12 protein-coding genes, 2 tRNA genes, 2 rRNA genes and 1 riboswitch (1 of these 17 running past the window's edge) are annotated in these 20,729 nt (G+C 61.3%); of the genes, 12 read left to right on the top strand and 4 right to left on the bottom strand.

Features of this window, described 5'->3' with window-relative positions; genetic code table 11:
* Entirely contained in the window at positions 1 to 849 is an 849-nt protein-coding gene (locus AC0L2F_RS02265) for a chorismate mutase (RefSeq protein ID WP_007615290.1), read from the bottom strand.
* Positions 850 to 1,053: 204 nt separating this feature from the next.
* A riboswitch (SAM riboswitch) is annotated at positions 1,054 to 1,133 on the top strand.
* 90 nt (positions 1,134 to 1,223) lie between these two features.
* Here AC0L2F_RS02265 and metX point away from each other — a divergent pair.
* A complete protein-coding gene (metX, locus tag AC0L2F_RS02260; RefSeq protein ID WP_007615289.1) occupies positions 1,224 to 2,426 on the top strand; it encodes a homoserine O-acetyltransferase MetX in 1,203 nt (400 codons plus the stop codon).
* A 13-nt stretch (positions 2,427 to 2,439) separates the two neighbouring features.
* Positions 2,440 to 3,102, top strand: a complete 663-nt coding sequence (metW, locus tag AC0L2F_RS02255; protein WP_007615288.1) for a methionine biosynthesis protein MetW — start codon at positions 2,440 to 2,442, stop codon at positions 3,100 to 3,102.
* 122 nt (positions 3,103 to 3,224) lie between these two features.
* Here metW and AC0L2F_RS02250 read toward each other — a convergent pair whose 3' ends face one another.
* Positions 3,225 to 4,088, bottom strand: coding sequence for an alpha/beta fold hydrolase (locus AC0L2F_RS02250; protein ID WP_473247343.1), 864 nt, complete (start codon positions 4,086 to 4,088; stop codon positions 3,225 to 3,227).
* 200 nt (positions 4,089 to 4,288) lie between these two features.
* Between AC0L2F_RS02250 and AC0L2F_RS02245 the strand changes: the two genes are divergently transcribed.
* Complete coding sequence (locus tag AC0L2F_RS02245) at positions 4,289 to 5,110, top strand: TIGR02594 family protein (RefSeq protein WP_473247342.1); 822 nt, start codon at positions 4,289 to 4,291, stop codon at positions 5,108 to 5,110.
* Between the two features lie 104 nt (positions 5,111 to 5,214).
* Here the strand turns inward: AC0L2F_RS02245 and AC0L2F_RS02240 are convergent, their stop codons facing one another.
* Positions 5,215 to 6,018, bottom strand: a complete 804-nt coding sequence (locus AC0L2F_RS02240) for an MOSC domain-containing protein (protein WP_473247341.1) — start codon at positions 6,016 to 6,018, stop codon at positions 5,215 to 5,217.
* Positions 6,019 to 6,260: 242 nt separating this feature from the next.
* Between AC0L2F_RS02240 and clpB the strand changes: the two genes are divergently transcribed.
* From clpB to AC0L2F_RS02215, 5 genes are all read left to right on the top strand, one after another.
* On the top strand, positions 6,261 to 8,900 hold the full coding sequence (clpB, locus tag AC0L2F_RS02235) for an ATP-dependent chaperone ClpB (protein ID WP_063994086.1): 2,640 nt from the start codon (positions 6,261 to 6,263) through the stop codon (positions 8,898 to 8,900).
* A 420-nt stretch (positions 8,901 to 9,320) separates the two neighbouring features.
* Complete coding sequence (locus AC0L2F_RS02230; RefSeq protein ID WP_473247340.1) at positions 9,321 to 10,052, top strand: AfsR/SARP family transcriptional regulator; 732 nt, start codon at positions 9,321 to 9,323, stop codon at positions 10,050 to 10,052.
* A gap of 198 nt (positions 10,053 to 10,250) precedes the next feature.
* Positions 10,251 to 10,493: a hypothetical protein gene (locus AC0L2F_RS02225; protein ID WP_473247339.1), complete on the top strand. Its 243-nt coding sequence runs from the start codon at positions 10,251 to 10,253 to the stop codon at positions 10,491 to 10,493.
* A 146-nt stretch (positions 10,494 to 10,639) separates the two neighbouring features.
* Entirely contained in the window at positions 10,640 to 11,938 is a 1,299-nt protein-coding gene (locus AC0L2F_RS02220; RefSeq protein WP_473247338.1) for a hypothetical protein, read from the top strand.
* A 17-nt stretch (positions 11,939 to 11,955) separates the two neighbouring features.
* Positions 11,956 to 14,025 carry a DUF2272 domain-containing protein gene (locus tag AC0L2F_RS02215; RefSeq protein ID WP_473247337.1) on the top strand — a complete coding sequence of 690 codons (2,070 nt, stop codon included), beginning with the start codon at positions 11,956 to 11,958 and terminating at the stop codon, positions 14,023 to 14,025.
* A 92-nt stretch (positions 14,026 to 14,117) separates the two neighbouring features.
* On the opposite strand, the gene AC0L2F_RS02210 is transcribed toward AC0L2F_RS02215, so the two are convergent.
* Complete coding sequence (locus AC0L2F_RS02210; protein WP_007615283.1) at positions 14,118 to 16,181, bottom strand: M23 family metallopeptidase; 2,064 nt, start codon at positions 16,179 to 16,181, stop codon at positions 14,118 to 14,120.
* A gap of 1,010 nt (positions 16,182 to 17,191) precedes the next feature.
* Here AC0L2F_RS02210 and AC0L2F_RS02205 point away from each other — a divergent pair.
* From AC0L2F_RS02205 to AC0L2F_RS02190, 4 genes are all read left to right on the top strand, one after another.
* Positions 17,192 to 18,680, top strand: a 16S ribosomal RNA gene (locus AC0L2F_RS02205).
* 188 nt (positions 18,681 to 18,868) lie between these two features.
* A tRNA-Ile gene (locus tag AC0L2F_RS02200) sits at positions 18,869 to 18,945 on the top strand.
* A 33-nt stretch (positions 18,946 to 18,978) separates the two neighbouring features.
* A tRNA-Ala gene (locus AC0L2F_RS02195) sits at positions 18,979 to 19,054 on the top strand.
* 405 nt (positions 19,055 to 19,459) lie between these two features.
* Positions 19,460 to 20,729: ribosomal RNA gene (locus AC0L2F_RS02190) — 23S ribosomal RNA — on the top strand (it continues 1,604 nt past the right edge of the window).
* Together the 16S and 23S rRNA genes with 2 tRNA genes alongside form the textbook arrangement of a ribosomal RNA operon.

The raw sequence follows: 20,729 nt of genomic DNA, 5'->3' as shown, positions 1-20,729 counted from the left end.
TTACGATTTCGACCCGGTCGGGGGCACCGTATAGCGCGTTGCGTGGCTGCCGACGAGGGCCGTGGAGCGCACCGAGGCACCCGCTTCGATCAGGGCAGTCTTGATTTTGTCGAGGCTGCTCGTCGCGGTGACCGAGACCAGCAGCGCGGCGCCGTCGAAGGCGGTATCGGGCACCGCCACGATCTCGGCGAGCGGCGACAGGGCGCGCGCGACCTCGGCGTTCCACCCCGACACGCGCACGCTGAAGGTCTCGACCTCCGTCACCAGGGCGCTGTCGGCGACGCGCGAGACCGCGAACACGGGCAACGCCGCCGGATGGTCGGCGCGCTCGACGAAAGGCAGCCGCGCGATGATCTTCGGTGCGCCTTCTGCCTCCAGCTCCAGCCACCATGGTGTGCGGCTGGAGGTCGCCGAGACCAGCGCAAGGTCGCCCTTGGATTTCGCCACCGCCTCGACCGCTGCTTGCGCGCTGAAATGCGCGACGTAAGGCACGGTGAATCCGAAATGGAAGCGTACGGAATCGCGCATCGCGGGCTCGCTTGCCGAAATGTCGGCATGCACGGAGAACGGCGCCTGAACGTAAGTGAACGTCGCGATGATGACGCGCCAGATGCTCTCGACGGTGTCGAGCGGCAGGATGCCGCGATGGCGCTGGACGAGGTCACGCATCATGGCGGCCTCGCGCGCCGGACGGAACGCCGAGCCGACCTCCTGGGTCTGCTTCACCTGGATCAGGCGGTCGATGATGTCGCCGCGCTGCATCAGCAGGCGATGCATGCCCTCGTCGATCGCGTCGATCTCCTTGCGCAATTCCTGGAGCGATGGTGGCGCGGGCGGACGTTGGGACATGTCTGTGAGGTGCTGTTGAGAGGCGTTCCAATGCGGATCAGTCGAGCCGTCACCGCTGCGATGGATGTCCTGATTAGGCAGTCGGGGCTGCGAAAGCAAAGAGAATTGCAATGGGAAATCGGGCCTTTTCCGCCCGCGGCGCGACGGGCGAATTTGGGCGATCCGGGCCGCGACTTGACGAAAACCGCCTGAGACGGTAGTTTTTACCCGTTCCGTGGTCATTTGAGCCGGCCGGCTTGCAGCCACGTTAAAAAACTCGCTAAACAGGCCGGGGACGCTTTCGATCCCGGCCGAACCTATCGTTCAGGCCGGGTTTTTCATGGCCTGATGTCAATGCGGTCACTTCTACGATCGCAAACGAGGTCGATGGTCAGATGGTTGGCGTCCAGTCAATTCCGAGTCCCGCGATCACCGCCGACGAGCGGTCGCACGAGGTGGATCATCCGAGCTCGCAGCTCGCGCAGTTCGGCTCGGAGCAGCCGCTGCGGCTCGATTGCGGGGTCGATCTCAGCCCGTTCCAGATCGCCTACCAGACTTACGGCGAGCTGAATGCCGATCGCTCCAATGCGATCCTGATCTGCCATGCGCTGACCGGCGACCAGCACGTCGCCAATGTGCACCCTGTCACCGGCAAGCCCGGCTGGTGGGAGACCTTGGTCGGCCCCGGCCGACCGCTCGATCCCAGCGAGTATTTTATCATCTGCTCCAACGTGATCGGCGGCTGCATGGGCTCGACCGGTCCGGCTTCGATCAATCCCGCGACCGGCAAGGTTTGGGGTCTCGATTTCCCCGTCATCACCATCCCCGACATGGTGCGCGCGCAGGCGATGCTGATCGACCGGCTCGGCATCGACACGCTGTTCGCGGTCGTCGGCGGCTCGATGGGCGGCATGCAAGTGTTGCAATGGACTGCGGCCTATCCGAGCCGCGTGTTCTCCGCGCTGGCGATTGCCTGCTCGACACGACACTCGGCGCAGAACATCGCGTTTCACGAGCTTGGCCGCCAAGCGGTGATGGCCGATCCCGATTGGCACCATGGCGGCTATGCCGACCACGGCCTCCATCCGCATCGCGGGCTCGCTGTCGCCCGGATGGCGGCGCACATCACCTATCTCTCGGACGCCGCCCTGCATCGAAAATTCGGACGGCGCATGCAGGACCGCGAACTGCCGACTTTCTCGTTCGACGCCGACTTCCAGGTCGAGTCTTATCTGCGCTACCAGGGCTCGTCCTTTGTCGAGCGCTTCGACGCCAACTCCTATCTCTATCTGACCCGCGCGATGGACTATTTCGACATCGCCGGCGACCATGGCGGCGTGCTGGCGAAGGCGTTCGCGGGGATCCAGACCCGCTTCTGCGTGGTCTCCTTCACCAGCGACTGGTTGTTCCCGACCTCGGAATCGCGCGCGCTGGTGCACGCCCTGAATGCGTCGAGTGCGCGGGTGTCGTTCGCCGAGATCGAAACCGATCGCGGCCACGACGCGTTCCTGCTCGACGTGCCCGAGTTCTTCGACATCGGCCGTGCCTTCCTGCAATCGGCAGGCAAGGCGCGCGGGCTCACTGCCAAGAAAGCTTAAAGGACGGCTAGCCATGTCTGTACAGGAAGCGTTGCCGCTGGGCGGCGTTGCGACCGGGCAGCCCGGTGATTTTCGCGCCGACCATGTGCTGGTGGCCGAGATGGTCAAGCCGGGCTCGAAGGTGCTCGACGTCGGCTGTGGCGAGGGCGACCTGCTCCAGCTGCTGGAAACCCGCGGCGTCGACGGCCGCGGCATCGAGCTGTCGCGCGAGGGCGTCAACCGCTGTGTCGCCAAGGGCCTTGCAGTGGTGCAGGGCGATGCCGACACTGACCTCGTGAACTATCCGGATGACGCCTTCGACTACGTGATCCTGTCGCAGACGTTGCAGGCGACGCGGCAGCCGAAAGTGGTGCTGGAGAATTTGCTGCGCATCGGCCGCCGCGCCATCGTGTCGTTCCCGAATTTCGGCTTCTGGAAGATGCGGCTCCAGCTCCTGATCGGCGGCCACATGCCGCGGACGGAGAATCTGCCGGCAAGCTGGTATGACACCGCCAACATCCATTTCTGCACCATCAAGGATTTCGTCGAGCTTTGCGACGCGATCGACGTCAAGATGGAACGTGCCGAGGCGCTCGACCTCTACGGCCGTCCGCTGCGGCTGCGGATGCCCTGGTGGGTGTGGAATCTGTTCGGCGAGCAGGGCGTGTTCTTGCTGACGCGAGGCGGCAGGAAGTAGGATTCCCGTAGCCCGGATGAAGCGTAGCGCAATCCGGGATTCTATCCGCGGAGGCGAAGGCCCCGGATTACGCTTGCGCTCCATCCGGGCTACGCGACGGAGCGTATGATGACGTCTTCGCGCTAATGTGCCGCCAGCGACCTCGGATCGCGCACCGGCCATCTTCCCGCTTCCACCAGCGTGACGAATCGTTCCACCGTTTCGTTGAACAGCGCGGGCTCTTCGAGATTGAGCACGTGGCCGGACTTCGGAAACATGGCGAGCCCCGCCGCAGGCAGATGCTTCTTGAGGAAGAGGCTCGGAGCGATGCACGGATCGTCCTCGTCGCCGCAGATGATGAGTGCCGGCGTCGTGGCGGCCCTGATCGCGTCCGTCATCGTAAAGATCGAGGGACGGCCGGCCTGGAAGCCGCGCATCGTCCGCGCCGATCCCTTGGCGTCGTGTCGCGCCAGGGCGGCGTAGAAATCGGCGTGGCCGCGCGGGTCCTTCACCAGGAAGGGAATCCGGCTCGGCGCCTCGCGCGTGACTTTTGCGACTTCCGCGGAGCCAAGCATCTCGAATTGCTCCGCGTTGGCGCGGCACTGCTGGCGCCAGGCGTCGAGGTTCTCGATCTCCGAGCCTGAGCCGACGCCGGCGAGCGTCATCGACAGCGCACGTTGGGGCGCGTTGAGCCCGATCTGGAGCGACGAATAGGCCCCCATCGAGAGGCCGACGAAGTGCGCGCGTTCGATCTTGAGATGATCGAGCACCGCGAGCGCATCGGTGTAGAAATGCGTGTAGCCGTAGACCTCGCCATCAGGGACGTCCGATGGCGTGTAGCCGCGCGCGGAATAGGTGATGCAGCGATGGCCGCGCGAGAAGTAGCGCATCTGCGGCTCCCAATTGGTGTAGTCGGCCGCGAATTCGTGCAGAAAAAGTATCGGCGTGCCCGTGCCTGCTTCTTCGAAATAGAGGCGGCAATTGTCTTTCGTGAGGGCGTGAGGCATCCGGTTTTCTCCCTGAGGTGGCTGCGGCATTGGAATGCCGTCCTGCGGTCAGCGCATACGATCCTAACACTTGTTAATCGTCGTCCAAATTCTTCGGGACCGCGTCTTGTTCTTGCCACATCGGGATACTGATACAGCCCGCGGATGTCGGCCACCGCACGGGCCGATTGGGAAGTGGGGGTGTCAACGAAGGATGAAGAATGTTCGAGTTGTTTGCGTCTCGCCTGTCGCGCTGTGTCGTCGCGCTGGCTGTTTTCTTTGCGGCGGTCGCCGCGCTCACCTCTCCGGCGTCAGCACGATCTCATCGTCATAGCGCAGAGCGGCACGCTTACGCGCATCACGCCAGCAGACATCATCATTTCCGGTATCATGCACGCAGCTCGCGCTTCGAGCGCGGTGCGGCGCAATTGCAGGCGAGCGGCTTCGGCAACACCTTCGCCAGCTATGACCCGAACGCCAATAGCGGCGGCATCGCCATGAGCGGAAGCGGTGGAATGGCCATGAGCGGCAGCGGTGGAATGGCCATGATGGGCAGCGGTGGAATGGTTACCAGCGGTGGGATGACCACGCGCGCCAGCCGTCGAATCGCCATGCGGCGTGGAGGTGCGATCGCCATGAACGCGAACGTCGGCGGCATGGCCAATAGCGCGATGAGCAGCGGCGGCTTCGGCGGCGGGTCGGGCCTCGTGTCCGAGGCACGCCGCTATGTCGGCGGCAATCCGACCGGCCGAGGCAGCCTGTGGTGCGCGCGGTTCATGAACATGGTGCTTGAAAAGACCGGTCACCGTGGCACCGGCTCCGACATGGCGAATTCGTTCGCGCATTACGGCACGCGCGTCTCCGGTCCGCAGGTCGGCGCCATCGCGGTCATGTCGCGCGGCGGCCGGGGCGGTCATGTCGGCATCGTCACCGGCGTCGACGCGCAGGGCAATCCGATCATGATCTCCGGCAACAACGGCAACCGCGTCCGCGAAGCACCGGTCTCGCGCGGCCGGATCTATGCGTATGTGATGCCGAACTGACGGCCGTCATTGCGAGCGAAGCGAAGCAATCCAGAAGCCCTCCGCGGGTGCCCCCTGGATTGCTTCGTCGCTTCGCTCCTCGCAATGACGGAGTACGGGCCGCGTCACACCAGCTTCGGCTCTTCCAACGCAACCGTATCGCCCACGCCGATGTCGCCGTCGGCGATCACCTCGGCATAGATGCCGCAGTCCATGTGGCCGAGATTGCTCGAAAGCGTTGCCGGGATTTCGAGATCGCGCCTGGCGGTATCTGGATCGACATTGGTGGCCGGGCAGCGCTTGATGCGCTTGACCACTTGCAGTCGGGCCTGTCCGATCGCGAGCGTCTGGCCGACGAGGTCGAGCTCGGACCAGGCCGGCCAGCCCTTCACGTAGAGATTGGCGCGGAAGCGCAGCGGGTGGACGGCTGCGCCGCCGAGCATGGTCTCGAGCGCGTGGACGCTGTCGAGATTGATGATGGACACGACCTTGCGGGCGACATCGGAAAAGCTGTGGTCGCGGCCGGACAGGATCTTGGGCGGGCCCTTCAGCTCCGGCTGGAAGTTCTCGCTGAAATAGCCCTCGATGGCGGCGCGCCCGGCGGCGGTCTCGAGATCGCCGCTGGCGACGATCTGGCCGTCCTTGCGGATGGTCAGGCGGTTGGTCGCGTCCTCGAACCGGCTGTCGAGCGACGCCAGCCGCTCATTGCGCGCCAGCATCAGGAACTGGATCTTCGGCTTCCACTGCGGCTCTTCCGGATCGAAGCCGCTGGGGCCGTTCTCGATGGCGTAGCGGCGGTCGGCGGGCAGGGTCTGGCCGGCTCGCAGGAAGACGCGGGGCAGGGGCTCCGGCGTCAGGCCCTTGATCGGGTAGCGGTAGAGGCCGGTGATCTCGGCGGTCTGGCTGGCTGTTATTGCGCTCGGTGTCATTCCGCTACTTAGGGGATTCGGCCCACGGGCGCCAAGCGGGCGGATCTGCGCACGAAATTGTGAACTTGCCTCTTCCGGTCCGAGGCCTCGCTTCCCACATCTGGGTCAGGCCGGCGCCAGCGCCGGCTGATAACGACCGTTGCCGGTTGAGAAACGTCAATGCGGTCATCGGAAACCCAATGAAGATGCCGTTTGGAGTGCCTTTGAGGGCTCCAGGGGCAGGCCGAGGGAAAGATCACGATATGAACATCGAAAAATACACCGAACGCTCCAGGGGCTTCGTCCAGTCCGCGCAGTCGCTTGCGGTGCGCGAAGGGCACCAGCAGTTTTCGACCCTGCACGTCCTGAAAGTATTGCTGGACGACAATGAAGGCCTCGCCGCCGGTCTGATCGACCGCGCCGGCGGCAATTCCCGCGCAATCCTGAAGGCGACCGAGGACGCCCTGAACAAGGTGCCGAAGGTCTCTGGCGGCGGTGCCGGCCAGATCTACCTGGCGCCCGAGCTCGCCCGCACCTTCGACGCCGCCGAAAAGGCCGGCGAGAAGGCCGGCGACAGCTTTGTCACGGTCGAGCGGCTGCTGCTCGGCCTCGCGCTGGAGAAGACCAGCGAGGCGGGCACGATCCTGGCCAAGGGCGGCGTCACCCCGCAAAACCTCAACGCGGCGATCGAAGCGCTGCGCAAGGGCCGGACCGCGGACTCCGCGACGGCCGAGAACGCGTATGACGCGCTGAAGAAATATGCCCGCGACCTGACCCAGGCGGCGCGCGACGGCAAGCTCGATCCGGTCATCGGCCGTGACGAGGAGATCCGCCGCACGATCCAGGTGCTGTCGCGCCGGACCAAGAACAATCCCGTCCTGATCGGCGAGCCCGGCGTCGGCAAGACCGCCATCGCCGAGGGCCTGGCGCTGCGCATCGTCAACGGCGACGTGCCGGAGAGCCTGAAGGACAAGAAGCTGCTGTCGCTCGACCTCGGCTCGCTGATTGCAGGTGCAAAATATCGCGGCGAGTTCGAGGAGCGGCTGAAGGCCGTGCTCCAGGAGGTGACCGGGAGCGAGGGCAATTTCGTCCTGTTCATCGACGAGATGCACACGCTGATCGGCGCCGGCAAGGGCGATGGCGCGATGGACGCGTCCAATTTGCTCAAGCCTGCACTCGCCCGCGGCGAGCTGCACTGCATCGGCGCCACCACGCTCGACGAGTACCAGAAGCACGTCGAAAAGGACGCGGCGCTGGCGCGGCGTTTCCAGCCGATCTTCGTCAGCGAGCCCTCGGTCGAGGATACGATCTCCATCCTGCGCGGGCTGAAGGACAAGTACGAGCAGCACCATGGCGTGCGGATCACCGATTCCGCGCTGGTCGCCGCCACGACGCTGTCCAACCGCTACATCACCGACCGCTTCCTGCCGGACAAGGCCATCGACCTCATGGACGAGGCGGCCGCGCGGCTCAAGATGCAGGTCGATTCCAAGCCGGAAGAGCTGGACTCGATGGATCGGGAAATCATCCGGCTGAAGATCGAGCAGGAAGCATTGAAGAAAGAGAGCGATGCCGGTTCGAAGAGCCGCCTGCAGACGCTGGAGAAGGAGCTCGCTGACCTCGAGGAGAAGTCCGCGGCGCTCACGGCACGCTGGAGCGCGGAGAAGAACAAGCTCTCCGACGCCCAGAAGCTGAAGGCCGAGCTCGACGGCTTGCGGGTCGAACTTGCCAACGCACAACGGCGCGGTGAATTCCAGAAGGCCGGTGAGCTGGCCTATGGCCGGATCCCCGAGCTCGAAAAGCAGCTTGCGGAGATCGAGGCCAAGGAGAATTCCGGCGAGATGATGGAGGAGGCGGTCACCGCCAATCACATCGCGCAAGTGGTCTCGCGCTGGACCGGCGTGCCCGTCGACAAGATGCTCGAAGGCGAAAAGGACAAGCTCCTGAGGATGGAGGACTCGCTCGGCAATCGCGTCGTCGGCCAGGCCGAAGCCGTGCATGCAGTCGCGACCGCCGTGCGCCGTTCGCGCGCAGGGCTGCAGGACCCGAACCGGCCGACCGGCTCGTTCATGTTCCTGGGACCCACCGGCGTCGGCAAGACCGAGCTGACGAAGGCGCTCGCCGAATATCTGTTCAACGACGAGACCGCGATGGTCCGCCTCGACATGTCCGAGTACATGGAGAAGCACTCGGTCTCGCGGCTGATCGGCGCGCCTCCGGGCTATGTCGGCTATGACGAGGGCGGTGCGCTGACCGAAGCGGTGCGGCGCCGGCCCTACCAGGTCGTGCTGTTCGACGAGATCGAGAAGGCGCATCCCGACGTGTTCAACGTGCTGTTGCAGGTGCTCGACGACGGCCGCCTCACCGACGGCCAGGGCCGCACCGTCGACTTCCGCAACACGCTGATCATCATGACCTCGAACCTCGGTTCGGAGTTTCTGGTGAACCAGCCGGAGGGCGAGGATACCTCGGCCGTGCGCGAGCAGGTGATGGGCATGGTGCGGGCGCACTTCAGGCCAGAGTTCTTGAACCGCGTCGATGAGATCATCCTGTTCCACCGCTTGCAGAGGAGCGAGATGGGCCGGATCGTCGAAATCCAGTTCGCGCGGCTGCAGAAGCTTCTGACCGATCGCAAGATCGTGCTGACGCTCGACGCTGCGGGACGCGACTGGCTCGCCGCCAAGGGCTGGGATCCCGCCTACGGCGCACGACCGCTCAAGCGCGTGATCCAGCGTCACGTCCAGGATCCGCTCGCCGAGATGATCCTGGCCGGCGACGTCAAGGACGGCGATACCGTTGCGATCTCGTCCGAAGGCAACGTGCTGACCTTCAACGGCAAGGCGCCGCAGACCGCGGAGATCGCCCAGTTCGAGGCGCCGGTGTCGAAGCGGAAGTTGAACTGAGCTGGACTGGGCATTCTAATACTACAAGCCCTCTCCGCCTCCGCGGAGAGGGCTTTCGCTTTGCGAAGGAGGCGGGGTATCACCGTAGTGTTGTGTCGTTCGAAAGCCACACGTGGTGCGGTTGTTCGCTTGGGATGTAAATTGGTGTTGAACAACCAAGAGCTTCGTTGTCATAATTTGCATCTCGGTAGGCGCGGCACTTTGGCGGCCACCAGCTCAATTATTCACGCGTCTATGAGCAACCTGCATTTTTAGACTGAGCTCGCAATTTCGAGCTGCGATGACTGAACGCCACAGGCTGTTTTTGTTGTGTTTTGCGTGGAGGGGGCGGCGGTGTTGACCGTTAGTTTGCTGGGGGCAAGCCGGGTTACGCGCGGTAACGAGCAGATTTGGTTGGATCTTGGTCCTGCAGGACGGAGATTGGCCAGCTTCCTTTTCACGTTTCCGGACCGCCCGCACCGTCGTGAGCGACTTATCGATCTGTTTTGGCCGGAGCTGGACATCGACCGAGGACGCCGAGCCGTGAACTCTGCGATCTGGCGGTTGCGAAAACTACTCGCATCCGCTCCGGACTACAGGGACGGCTACGGCCTCCGGACAGTTGGCTCGGAGACTGTTCTCGAGAGGACATCTTGGCTGGACGTCGACATCTGGGCACTACTTGAAGTGGCACAGTCGGCTATCGCCGGCGCTGAGGCGCACGCGGATAGGACGAAGCAAATTCTCGCCGTCCTGTACCGTTACGAGGGGCCATTCCTGGACGGCGAAGATGCCGACTGGATTTTGGAGGAACGCGAGCGGTTGCATTCCCTTTTTGTGCAGTCGGCAATGATCGTCGTTCGTCGCCTGGGGCTCTGCGGTCATTATCATGATGCGATCCTGCTCGCTCGCCACGTGTTGCGCTTCGATCCTTATCGCGAGGAGTTGGTTCGGCATCTCCTGATTTTGCTCGCACTCGATGAGAGGCGGATCGACGCCATCAGGTACTATGATCAATGGATCGGCATGATCCAGCAGGAGCTGGGAATTTCTCCGCTCCCAGCGACGCGCGTGGTCATTGACGAGATAAGAAATCTGCATAACGCCGATGATGCCCAGCATCTGCGCGTGCGGTTGATGGGCCGCGATGAGAGGCGGCGAGCTACAAACTAGCCGCCGCAGTCCCCGAATCCGTCTGATATCGCGAACCTGGCCACGGCGCGGCCGGGCAAGGCATTGCCTTGCCCGGCCGCACCGTGATTCTGCCGTGATCGCTGCGGAATTGCTACCGCAAGCCGCCGTGACCGGAGGGCCAGCATCCCGGAACGATCGCGCGATCTCCACGAGTTCGCGGCATGCCACGCTTGGCCCATGAGCTCACAACAGCCGCTCTCGGATCAGGTTTTCATTCTGCGATTCTGGCGGGAAACCGCCGGTGCCAGCGGAGACGGCCGTTGGCGGGTTCTCGTCCGCAACATCAATACGCGACGGCGCGACGTGGTGGATGACGTGCAACGCGCGTTCGCGATCGTCTCCGCCAATCTGAACGTCGTGGCGGAGGCACCTGAAGAGCGGGCGCCAGTGGACGTCGATCTGTCAACGCCCGAACAGTGAGAGGCAAGCCGTGCGCAAGATCGATGACATAGTGAGCCGCCGGCCGCCGTCCACACGGTGCTTCGATGGTTGGGGGCACGTGAATCCTCTTGAGCAGCTTGATCGAGGCTCGCCACCGTGCCCATTTATTTTGCGGGATTGCGTCGATGCGTAACGTTTGGGGAATCGTTGCGTTCGTATGTCTGGGACTGCTGCTGGGCGCCTGCGATACGACCGAGACTCGTTACTTCCGACACGGGATCGGAACGGATCTTTATTCCGATGATATCGTTGCGACGACGCAATATCAGGATATCTACCTGACGGAGCTGTGCCGGCAAACGCTGTCAGTTACATCCACCACAGAAGGGCAGTGTGTGAGTGTGCAACTGAGCCCGAACGACTGGAGTTTGCTGGTTCAGGCAGGGCTTAATGACGTCGATCGGCGCTGCGATTCCTATCTAGCCTGGCTCGACGACAGACGGCGGACCAACACGGCGGTTCTCAAGGAGCTCGGTGATCTCACTGTTGCCAGTCAGGCCATCATGCGCGTGGCTGGCGTGAGTGCCAACCCGATCACGCTCGCTGGCCTCGCATTCGGACTTGCCGCCGATACGTTCATTAACGTCAATTCGCGCCTGCTGCTCGAGGTCGACAAGACGACGGTGCAGACATTGGTCCTGCGGCGGCGAAACGAATACAGAGTCACGCTGCAGACTGTCAGCATCGCCAACAGACCCGCTGCCATTTACGCACTGCGCTCGTATCTCAGCATCTGCACGCCGTTCACGATCGAGACGGATATCAACGCGACCATCACGGTCTTCCAGTCGGTCGGTCCCGGCGGACTGGACAACAAGGGGCCGCTGATTACGCCGAAGACCATTCCGGCGCAACGCGCCGACAAGCCGATTATCGTGACTCCAGGTCCGGCGCGCCCGCTGCGTACAGCCCTTACTCCATTCGAAGAGAAAATGGGGCTAGATCAAGCCAGATCCATTCAGCGAATCCTTTGTGTCGAGGACACCGGTGACTTTGGCGTGCTGGGCTCTCCGACGCGCAGGTCTTTGATCGACTTCATGGCGGCGCAGGGGGTGACGAGCGCAGGGAAGATCGAGACCCCGTCTGATGTCACTGTGCTGACGAGCGCGGTAACGTCCGTGAAATCCTGCGCGATCGAAAAGCTGGCGAATGCGTATGAATCAGGGATTTTCAGCAGGTTCGGCAAGAAGAGCGTACGCGAAAGAATTGGGCGGGCCATCGACAGCGTCAACAAGCGCGCCACTACGAAGGTTACGGTGCCGGCGGAATTGCTTAATGCCGACGCGACCATGGGGGACAGCATTCGCAGTTCGGTAACGGCGCTACGTTCTGCCTACGCCGGCGAAGGCCTTCAGATCGGGCAGGGAAGCTCGATTGATGCTCCGCTGTGGAAGCAGATTACGAAGGATGGCTTGGTTCAATAGCGCGGCGGAGAATTTCCATGTCCAAGCTCGAATTTGCTGACCTCAAGGACGAATATACTCGTCTCATAAAGACCATGATCGTCGATACGACTTCCCGCAAGGTCGCGACGATCAATAAACTCGTGGCCAAGATCATGGCCAACCAGGACAAGTACAAGCAGGTGATGCAGCATGTCGGCGGCATGCCGATGGCGGCGATCGCGGCTATTCATGCCATGGAAAGCAGCTGCGACTTCACCTGCCATTTGCACAATGGCAATCCCCTGTCGGCACGCACCACGGACGTGCCGTCGGGACGGCCGCCGACCGGATCGCCGCCCTTCGACTGGGTCGCGAGCGCCGTCGATGCATTGACCATGCCGCACCATTTTCTCGACGCGGTCAAGGATTGGCCGATCGAGCGCGTTGCCTACGAACTCGAGAAATACAACGGGTTTGGCTACCGCCTCCAAAATACCGGCGTGAACACGGCGTATCTCTGGGCTTGGTCGAACCATCATACCAAAGGCAAGTTCATCGGCGATCACCAGTTCGATCCGGGCGCGCCGAGCGGCCAGCCAGGCGCCATGGTGCTGATCAAAGCGCTGGCGGACGCTGGCCTCAAGATTGATCAGGCTGGTGGAAGCTTCGCTGGTGGAGGTGGCAGCGGTGCCGCTGGTACTGTTGACGGTACCTCGACCGCGAAGACGAAAGTGCTGGAGACGGGCTTGTTCCTGCCGTCAGGGCCATTCGAACTGCACGCTACGGCGACGTCACCACCGGCGGACGATCCGGACGTGGTCGAGGAAGACCAGCCCTGTCTGAAGCTCAATGAAATTGGGCTGATGTGGGAAATCGAAGTACAGTCCGACCCCAAGCGGCGCGGGTTTGCCAGGGGCGGCATATTCAAGCCTCTCGTGCCCGGCGCGACCATCGACATCGATGCATTCGCGCAGATGTGTCTCAATGCGGCGCGGTTCTTCGGCACCAGTGCGCAGCATCTGGTTGCTGTCGCCGACGCAGAGACCGGCATCCGGAATGTTGCGGCCGAGCAGGGGGATGGCGTCGGTCCGTTCTTGATTGCGGCCGTAGACTGGAACGCGATGATTGCGGACGGCACCACCGGCTTCAACGCGCGCGGCCGGTTCAATCCTCTGGCGCAGCCCTTTGTCGCGGCGAAAGCCGCCGTTGCCGATGCCAAGGTGCTTCAGCCATCCTTGCCCAACCGACTACCGACGTCGGCAGAGCTTTTTCTGACTCACCTCATCGGAGCTGATCACGCCATCAAGGTTCTGAGCGATCAGGCGGCATCGTTTCAGACCACGGTCAGCACCGCAATCGGCGCCACGGATTTTGCGATCCTGAGCGGTAATCGGCCTTGGCTTTTCGGAGGGCCGATCGACGTCAGAGCGGCGATGGAGAAGATCGCTCGCAGGCTGGATTTCGGCTACGACCGTGCTGATAGTCTGTTCGCGCGTATAGAGCCCGATTTCGGATCAGTTGCCGCCGCAGGTTTCGCCGGACGGCTTTGCACGGCGGCAGCGGTGGAATGGGATTTCTTCGGTGACAACACATTCAATCTTGCCGGACAGACAATCAAGGCCGGCCACCGCGAGGCCGAACCGGGATTCTTCGAGCGGATCGGCGAATACTGGCGCCCTCTCGGCGACATGAGTTCCGATGGCCGAACTAATAAGCCTTGGTCGGCTGCGTTCATTTCGTTCTGCGTAAGAGGAGCCGGGGTCGGAAACAAGTTCCGCGGGGGCGCTCAACACTCCGTCTACATCAGCCAGGCGATACGCGACTTCGACGACAAAGCGGACGTCGCTTATTGGTGCCAGCGACTGACGGACCATGCGCCGAAGGCCGGCGATATCATCTGCTGGGCCCGCGAGGCCGGCGTAGACTACGACCATCAGAAGGGCGGCGACTACGACGGCCATTGCGACATCGTGGTCGCTGTCCGTCCTACTGAAATCGATGTGATTGGCGGAAACGTCGGAAACTCGGTGACTAAGCGAACCTTCGCGCTCGACGGGGGCTTCGTGAAGGGCGGGACATTCCAGGGCGAGCTGCTGTTCGCGATTATGGAGAACCGTCTTCCATAGCCTCGTTCAAGTGGCTTGGTGTTCGCGGATCCGCTCAGATGAGGTGCGGAAAACGACGCGATCCGGTTGGAGCAGCCGGATTTTCGATGATTCTACCGGTTCGTCACCTGCAAAGGTCCGCCGGTGGCGTCCGACATCCGGGCGATGGCGCCGGCGCGGCCGCTCATCATGCCGTCGAGCCGGTCGCGCTCCTTCTCGAAGCCGGCCAGCATCGGCCCTTCCAGCGAGCGGCCGCGCGGCAGTTTCACGCGCAGCGGATCGACGAAGCGGCCGTTGACCAGGATTTCGTAGTGGACGTGCGGGCCGGTCGACGCGCCGGTCGAACCGACGAAGCCGATCACCTGGCCCTGCCGCACCTTCTTGCCGGGCTCCATACCCTTGGCAAAGGCCGACATATGGCCATAGGCGGTCTCGTAGCCGTTGTTGTGCTTGATGCGGATGTATTTGCCGTAGCCGCCCTCGGGGCCGGCCTTCTCGATCACGCCGTTGCCGGAGGCGAAGATCGGCGTGCCGTAGGAAGTGGCCCAGTCGACCCCGGTATGCATTTTCACAAAGCCGAGGATGGGGTGACGGCGGCCGCCGAAGCCAGAGCGCATGATGGCATTGTTGACGGGCTTGCGCACCAGGAACTTCTTCGCGCTCTTGCCGGTCTCGTCATAGTAGTCGACGACGCCGTCGTCGGGGCTCTGGTAGCGGTAGTATTTCTTGGTCTCACCGCCGAGCGTGAGCGAAGCGAACAGCACGTCGTTCTTTTCGATCGCGGTCACGCCTTCGTCTTCGCCGGCGTAGAACACGTCGAATGAATCGCCCGGCGCCACCTTGCGCTGGAAATCGACGTCGTAGGAATAGATCTTGATCATGTCGTCGATGACGGGCATCGGCACTTTGTTGCGCATCGCGGTCTCGTAGATGCTCTGGTAGAGTCGCACGCCCGTGCCGTCATCGTCGTCATCGTCGTCGCTGTTGGCGTTCGCCGCCGCGTCGGCGACGGTGTTCATGCTGGAGACGTCGACCGCGACGTATTTGCCGAGATCGGACAGCGCCGCGATCGCCTCGACCATGGTCTCGTTGGCGATCACGACGCGGTAGGGTTGCAGACGGGCGCCGGGGCTGGCGGGCGCCATCAGGATGCGCAGCTTCTCGCCTTCCTTCAGGCCGCCGTCGCGGCCGCGCGGACCGAGCGTCGCGGTGATCGCCTTGATCTCCTCGGCCGTGGCGCCGAGATCGCGCAGCACGCCGGCGACGCTGTCGCCCTTCTTGACCACGTGGACGCGTTCGCCGTTGGGATTGCCGCCGGTGATCTGTTCCTTGGTCTTCGGCAGCAGCGTGACGTTTTCCGGCACCACGCGCGTCTCGAAGCCGGCATAGGGATCGGACGGCGACACTTCGGTGGCGTAGGCGCTTCTGATCTCGGACGGGCCGGTCGCGCCGGAGACGTCGGCCGCAGCATTGGAGAGCGCGGCGTAGCGCACCCCGCCATTGCCGCGCCAGTTGGCGGCATCGCGGACCCGCATCAGGATGTCGTCGAGCGCCACCACTGCGGAAATCTTGGCTTTCGGCAGCACCTGGGAGAGGTCCTTGGTGACGAACGAGACCTCGGCGTCGGGTTCGACGGCTTCTGGATTGTTGGGATCCTCAGATGCCGTCTTCGGATCGGAGCCGACATCGGTGAGAAGGCGCTGGGCGTTGAAAGGCGGGATCTTTGCCGACAGGTCGCTCGTCGTCATCGACAGATTGCCGGCAATCCGGATGAAGGGACGCACCCGCATCACGTCGCGGTTGCCGACGCGAGCGACGGTCGAGACGCGCACAATGTTGCGCGAGGCCGTGGATTCGCTCGGCGGCGGCAGGCGGTCGCTCTTGTGCAGCGTGGCGGCGCGGTCGGCTGCGCCGAATGCGCCGCGCAGCGCGCCTTCGACGCGCTCCGGCACCTTGGCGAAGGTCATCTCGCCGTCGAGCGAAGCGAAAACGGCGCCGCCGATCAGGGCTGCGCCGCAAAGTCCGGTTAGAATCGTCCCGCTGAACCATTGCACCGAGACGCGGCGGCGATCGATGACCGCGGCTTCGGAACCATCGACGGACAGCGGCGGCTCGTGGCCGAGATCGATGATCCCGGTCTCACGCCCGTAAGCGCCGCGTGACGTCCTGTGGTTCAACCCAAGTCCCCCAATCAACGACCCGAGAGCCCGATTTCGAGCCCCTCCTTACGCCGCCCTCTTCAGGGCGTCTCTGGAAAAGGCAAGCCGCATAGGCGTCCGCGGTCAGAAGGCCCAGATGACGGACCGGCCGAAATTACGAACAGCTAAGCGGAAAAAGATCTCTCGATGTGTCTCGAATGTCTGAAGAAGGCTGCTTCATCGGATGATCGCCTTCCTCTGACCCCACACAAACCGCCGGCAGCCCCCACTGGCATCCCTGCGATTCAAGCTTTGTCTGTACCAGAACGCCGGGGGATTGTGGCTCAAGTACGGCGCCTAATATGGAAAAGTTTCCGGAACGGCCGGGCGCCAGCGGTCTTCCAGGGACGAGCGATCCAAGTCGCGTCCAAGCCGCGTTCGAGGCGCCTCCATGCCGCCTCCGCAGCCCCCTCGAGCCCAAACTTTTTTTGAGTTTTTTCTCCGCGCCGACCCGATCCGGCCGCTCGGCGCCCTTCTAACCCGCTGTAATCGCGTAGATTTTTTCAACAATCCACCGTGCGACGATTTTCTGACAATGGTCGTTGACAACCCCGATGGGTGGGGCCTATAACCCGACCACTGAGCGCGGCGCCGCCGGGTCACTGACCAAGGCGAGCGAACGCGCCACTGATGCTCCTCACCTTGTTGAGTGACACAACAGTCGACGTAAGTCGATTGGAGTTCATCCATCGTCGGTAAGGGTGTCGGAACCCTTCCTCTCTGGAAGGTTGGGGCCTCCTGGTCCCGGGCTGTTTGACAAGTGAAGATGAAGAAAGAGAAACGTGGACGGCGGAGTCCTTGCGGGTCTCGCATTTAAAGAGCTTCGGCTTTTTGGATCGGGACCGGACGAAAGACTTCGGCGGTACACGTTTTAAGGTTACACCATCGTTGCCAGCGATGTGAATCGCGGGCAGCTCATCGACTTCGGTCGATGAAAAATGGTGGGACCTCGTCAAAACGTTGTGATCAGCCGGTTCAAAGTTCAAGTCCAACTTGAGAGTTTGATCCTGGCTCAGAGCGAACGCTGGCGGCAGGCTTAACACATGCAAGTCGAGCGGGCGTAGCAATACGTCAGCGGCAGACGGGTGAGTAACGCGTGGGAACATACCTTTTGGTTCGGAACAACACAGGGAAACTTGTGCTAATACCGGATAAGCCCTTACGGGGAAAGATTTATCGCCGAAAGATTGGCCCGCGTCTGATTAGCTAGTTGGTGAGGTAATGGCTCACCAAGGCGACGATCAGTAGCTGGTCTGAGAGGATGATCAGCCACATTGGGACTGAGACACGGCCCAAACTCCTACGGGAGGCAGCAGTGGGGAATATTGGACAATGGGCGCAAGCCTGATCCAGCCATGCCGCGTGAGTGATGAAGGCCCTAGGGTTGTAAAGCTCTTTTGTGCGGGAAGATAATGACGGTACCGCAAGAATAAGCCCCGGCTAACTTCGTGCCAGCAGCCGCGGTAATACGAAGGGGGCTAGCGTTGCTCGGAATCACTGGGCGTAAAGGGTGCGTAGGCGGGTCTTTAAGTCAGGGGTGAAATCCTGGAGCTCAACTCCAGAACTGCCTTTGATACTGAGGATCTTGAGTTCGGGAGAGGTGAGTGGAACTGCGAGTGTAGAGGTGAAATTCGTAGATATTCGCAAGAACACCAGTGGCGAAGGCGGCTCACTGGCCCGATACTGACGCTGAGGCACGAAAGCGTGGGGAGCAAACAGGATTAGATACCCTGGTAGTCCACGCCGTAAACGATGAATGCCAGCCGTTAGTGGGTTTACTCACTAGTGGCGCAGCTAACGCTTTAAGCATTCCGCCTGGGGAGTACGGTCGCAAGATTAAAACTCAAAGGAATTGACGGGGGCCCGCACAAGCGGTGGAGCATGTGGTTTAATTCGACGCAACGCGCAGAACCTTACCAGCCCTTGACATGTCCAGGACCGGTCGCAGAGATGTGACCTTCTCTTCGGAGCCTGGAACACAGGTGCTGCATGGCTGTCGTCAGCTCGTGTCGTGAGATGTTGGGTTAAGTCCCGCAACGAGCGCAACCCCCGTCCTTAGTTGCTACCATTTAGTTGAGCACTCTAAGGAGACTGCCGGTGATAAGCCGCGAGGAAGGTGGGGATGACGTCAAGTCCTCATGGCCCTTACGGGCTGGGCTACACACGTGCTACAATGGCGGTGACAATGGGACGCTAAGGGGCAACCCTTCGCAAATCTCAAAAAGCCGTCTCAGTTCGGATTGGGCTCTGCAACTCGAGCCCATGAAGTTGGAATCGCTAGTAATCGTGGATCAGCACGCCACGGTGAATACGTTCCCGGGCCTTGTACACACCGCCCGTCACACCATGGGAGTTGGTTTTACCTGAAGACGGTGCGCTAACCCGCAAGGGAGGCAGCCGGCCACGGTAGGGTCAGCGACTGGGGTGAAGTCGTAACAAGGTAGCCGTAGGGGAACCTGCGGCTGGATCACCTCCTTTCTAAGGATGGTTCTTCAGAAGCTTGCTTCTATCGAACCGTTTTAGAAACATCAGTGGCCAACGGTCGTCAGGATCGTTGAGCTGCATTGGCGGGATTTCGCCGTCTTCGTTTCTCTTTCTTCGCGGACGAACACGCGCTGGGGCTGCAACCTTGCAGAATCCCTGGTCCTTGACTGGATATGCGTTAGGGGCTTGTAGCTCAGTTGGTTAGAGCGCGCGCTTGATAAGCGTGAGGTCGGAAGTTCAAGTCTTCCCAGGCCCACCACACTCATCGAGTGAGCATTCGTCTTCTGGTTACGGGGCCATAGCTCAGCTGGGAGAGCGCGTGCTTTGCAAGCATGAGGTCGTCGGTTCGATCCCGTCTGGCTCCACCAGATGGTTTGATCACCGATTACTCATACCGTCGTCCGCGAAACATCACTTCGCACTTACTAGTCCGGATGGACAGTAAGCTGCGTGATTTCTGACATCGTAAAGAGGAGATCGATCCGAGTTGGATCGGGCAACAAGCAATTGTTGCGCGATACTTCATTATCTCCGGATCATTTCGGCGCTCGTGCGTCTTCCAGGGTAGCTCACAAGGCTGCATTGAAAGACAAGCGAGTTGTAAATGATCCTTTTAGCGAAGCTTGACCGCCTCGCTATCGGAACGATCTTACGAAGCAAGCTGGTCTTTCTAATCATTGTCCGGCTGCAGATAGCGTTCATCGAGGGCGCGTACCGCAAGGTAGTTCTGCAGACAACATTCTGCCGAGTGTGTGGACATTGATAATGAGAGCAATCAAGTGCCTTAAGGGTGTTCGGTGGATGCCTTGGCGCTGAGAGGCGATGAAGGACGTGCTACGCTGCGATAAGCCGTGGGGAGCTGCGAAGAAGCTTTGATCCATGGATTTCCGAATGGGGAAACCCACCTTCGATAGCCGGAACTCCAAGACCTCAGTCGAAAGACTGTGGTGTGGGGTTCGAACAGAAATGTGAGATGCCTAGGCCTTTAGATTTCGATCGAAGAGGTTTTGGATTTCCGGTTATCAAAAGAAGGTATGAGACTTCTGAATAAATAGGAGGTTTCAAGCAAACCCAGGGAACTGAAACATCTAAGTACCTGGAGGAAAGGACATCAACAGAGACTCCGTTAGTAGTGGCGAGCGAACGCGGACCAGGCCAGTGATACATCAAAGACAATCGGAACCAGTCAGGAAAGCTGGGCCTTAGAGGGTGATAGCCCCGTACGAGTAATGCGATGATGTATCCACGAGTAAGGCGGGACACGTGAAATCCTGTCTGAACGCGGGGGGGACCACCCTCCAAGCCTAAGTACTCCTCAGCGACCGATAGTGAACCAGTACCGTGAGGGAAAGGTGAAAAGCACCCCGACGAGGGGAGTGAAATAGACCTGAAACCGGACACCTACAAACAGATGGAGCCCAAGATACGTTCTGGGTGACATCGTACCTTTTGTATTATGGGCCAGCGACTTAATTTAACGAGCAAGCTTAAGCCGATAGGCGAAGGCGTAGCGAAAGCGAGTCTGAATAGGGCGTCAAGTTCGTTGTATTAGACCCGAAACCTAGTGATCTAGCCATGAGCAGGTTGAAGGTGAGGTAACACTCACTGGAGGACCGAACGGGTGTCTGTTGAAAAAGACTCCGATGACTTGTGGTTAGGGGTGAAAGGCCAATCAAACTGGGAAATAGCTGGTTCTCCGCGAAAGATATTTAGGTATCGCCTCGGATGAATACCTCAGGGGGTAGAGCACTGGATGGGCTAGGGGGACTTACCGTCTTACCAAACCCAACCAAACTCCGAATACCTGAGAGTACTATCCGGGAGTCACACGGCGGGTGCTAACGTCCGTCGTGGAGAGGGAAACAACCCGGACCTACAGCTAAGGCCCCTAATTCGTGGCTAAGTGGGAAAGGATGTGGAAATCCCAAAACAACCAGGAGGTTGGCTTAGAAGCAGCCATCCTTTAAAGAAAGCGTAACAGCTCACTGGTCTAAATAAGGGTTTCTGCGCCGAAGATGTAACGGGGCTCAAGCCACGAGCCGA

This window comes from Bradyrhizobium sp. Ken64, from assembly GCF_055807555.1.
This window is presented reverse-complemented; position numbering and strand designations above follow the sequence as displayed.

Excerpts from the sequence above, each read along its gene's own strand:
- AC0L2F_RS02215 (WP_473247337.1), top strand. The coding sequence starts at position 11,956 with ATGTCCAAGCTCGAATTTGCTGACCTCAAGGACGAATATACTCGTCTC.
- metW (WP_007615288.1), top strand. The coding sequence starts at position 2,440 with ATGTCTGTACAGGAAGCGTTGCCGCTGGGCGGCGTTGCGACCGGGCAG.
- AC0L2F_RS02250 (WP_473247343.1), bottom strand. The coding sequence starts at position 4,088 with ATGCCTCACGCCCTCACGAAAGACAATTGCCGCCTCTATTTCGAAGAA.
- metX (WP_007615289.1), top strand. The coding sequence starts at position 1,224 with ATGGTTGGCGTCCAGTCAATTCCGAGTCCCGCGATCACCGCCGACGAG.
- AC0L2F_RS02245 (WP_473247342.1), top strand. The coding sequence starts at position 4,289 with ATGTTCGAGTTGTTTGCGTCTCGCCTGTCGCGCTGTGTCGTCGCGCTG.
- AC0L2F_RS02265 (WP_007615290.1), bottom strand. The coding sequence starts at position 849 with ATGTCCCAACGTCCGCCCGCGCCACCATCGCTCCAGGAATTGCGCAAG.
- AC0L2F_RS02220 (WP_473247338.1), top strand. The coding sequence starts at position 10,640 with ATGCGTAACGTTTGGGGAATCGTTGCGTTCGTATGTCTGGGACTGCTG.
- AC0L2F_RS02225 (WP_473247339.1), top strand. The coding sequence starts at position 10,251 with ATGAGCTCACAACAGCCGCTCTCGGATCAGGTTTTCATTCTGCGATTC.
- clpB (WP_063994086.1), top strand. The coding sequence starts at position 6,261 with ATGAACATCGAAAAATACACCGAACGCTCCAGGGGCTTCGTCCAGTCC.
- AC0L2F_RS02240 (WP_473247341.1), bottom strand. The coding sequence starts at position 6,018 with ATGACACCGAGCGCAATAACAGCCAGCCAGACCGCCGAGATCACCGGC.